Origin of the sequence: Burkholderia sp. Bp8998 (assembly GCF_003854235.1) — a bacterium.
Taxonomy (GTDB): Bacteria; Pseudomonadota; Gammaproteobacteria; order Burkholderiales; family Burkholderiaceae; genus Burkholderia.
On record NZ_QTQF01000116.1, the window covers coordinates 1 to 1,936 of the forward strand.

The 1,936-nt window shown below is 66.4% G+C and carries 2 protein-coding genes; both read right to left on the bottom strand.

The annotated features are described in order from the left end of the window. The coding region (choW, locus tag DIE06_RS37615; protein WP_124665722.1) for a choline ABC transporter permease subunit at window positions 1-833 on the bottom strand (833 nt) is incomplete at its 3' end. Next, window positions 826-1,936, bottom strand: a 1,111-nt coding sequence (locus DIE06_RS37620) for a glycine betaine/L-proline ABC transporter ATP-binding protein (RefSeq protein WP_260433912.1), incomplete at its 5' end; no start/stop codon positions are given. The genes DIE06_RS37620 and choW, both read right to left, overlap by 8 nt.

Below are 1,936 nucleotides of genomic sequence, written 5' to 3' on the forward strand. Positions count from 1 at the left end.
TTCGCGGTGCCCGGCGCGCGGCCGAAGCTCTCGGTGATGCGGTCGAGAATGATCGCGAGCAGCACGACCGACAGACCGCTTTCGAAGCCGAGGCCGATGTCGAGGCGCTGGATACTCGCGAGCACGTCGTTGCCCAGGCCGCCCGCGCCGACCATCGACGCGATGATCACCATCGACAGCGCCATCATGATCGTCTGGTTCACGCCCTGCATGATCGACGGCAGCGCGTTCGGGAACTGCACCTTGTACAGCAGCTGCCACGGCGTGCAGCCGAATGCCTGGCCGGCTTCGACGATCTCGCGGTTCACGTGACGAATGCCGAGGCTCGTCAGGCGCACGGCCGGCGGCATCGCAAAGATCACCGTCGACAGGATCCCCGGCACGCGGCCCAGACCGAACAGCATCGCGGCCGGAATCAGGTAGACGAACGCGGGCATCGTCTGCATCAGGTCGAGGATCGGACGCACGATCGCGGCGACCCACTTGCTCTTCGCGGCCCAGATGCCGAGCGGAATGCCGAGCACGAGGCTGACGATCGTCGACGACAGCGTCAGGCCGAGCGTGATGACCGTCTGGTCCCAGAAGCCCGTCGCGAAGATCAGCAGCAGCGACGCGGTGGTGAACAGCGCGAAGCGCCAGCCCACCCGCCACAAACCGACGCCGATGAAGATCGCCATCATCAGCCACATCGGGATCGCCTGCAGGCCGTGCTCGACGAATGCCGCGAGACCCTCGATCGCTTGACCGATCGCGTCGAACGTCTTCGCGTCGTGGTCGAGCAGGTAGTGAACGGACTGGTCGACCCAGGTACCGAGCGGAATCATTTCAGACATGGGAGCCTCGCGAACGCGTGATGGCCTTCAGGATGAGTGCGCGGTCGACCGAGCCGCAGTAGCAGCCGTCGTCGTCGACGACGGGCAGTGCATTCGGGCTCGCGACCACGCGCGCGACGACGTGTTCGAGCGACGCATCGCGCCGGATGCTTTCGATCGGCCGCACCGACGGCGTGGCCTGACCGATCGCCTCGCGCGTGACGAAGCCGCGAAGCTTGCGTGCCCCGTCGAGCACGAATGCGTATTCGGCACTGCCGTTCAGCGTCGCCGCGACGTTCGCGGCATCGCACTTCGACACGATCGGCACGGCGCCCGTCTGCATCAGGTCGCCGGCCGTGAGATAGCGGCTGGTGTCGACGCCGTCGAAGAACGCGCGCACGTAGTCGTCGGCCGGGTTCGTGATGATGTCCTGCGGCGTGCCGACCTGCACGAGCCGGCCGCCTTCCATGATCGCGATGCGGTTGCCGATGCGCAGCGCCTCTTCCAGATCGTGCGACACGAACATGATCGTGCGGCGCTGTTCCTTCTGCAGTTGCAGCAGCACGTCCTGCATTTCGCGACGCTTGAGCGGATCGAGCGCGGAAAACGCTTCGTCCATGATCATCAGCGACGGGTTCACGGCCAGCGCGCGGGCCAGGCCGACGCGCTGCTGCATGCCGCCCGACAGCTCCGACGGCAGCTTGTGCGAGAACGGGGCGAGGCCGACCTGCTCGAGCACCTCCATCGCACGGCGTTCGCGCTCCTTCTTGCCGACGCCGGCGACCTCGAGGCCGAACGCGGCATTCGACACCACGGAACGATGCGGCATCAGCGCGAACGACTGGAACACCATGCTCATGTCCTTGCGGCGCAGCGCGGTCAGCGCGGAGCGGCGTGCCGACGCGACATCGAGCCCGTCGATCAGCACCTTGCCGGCGCTCGGATCGACCAGCCGGTTCACGAGGCGGATCAGCGTGGATTTGCCGGAGCCGGACAGGCCCATCAGCACGAATATTTCGCCTTCCTGCACGTCGAACGATACGTTGTGCACGCCGACGACCTGACCGGTACGCTTGAGCACATCGTCCTTCGTCGCGCCGGCAGCGAGCATGTCGAGCGCCTGC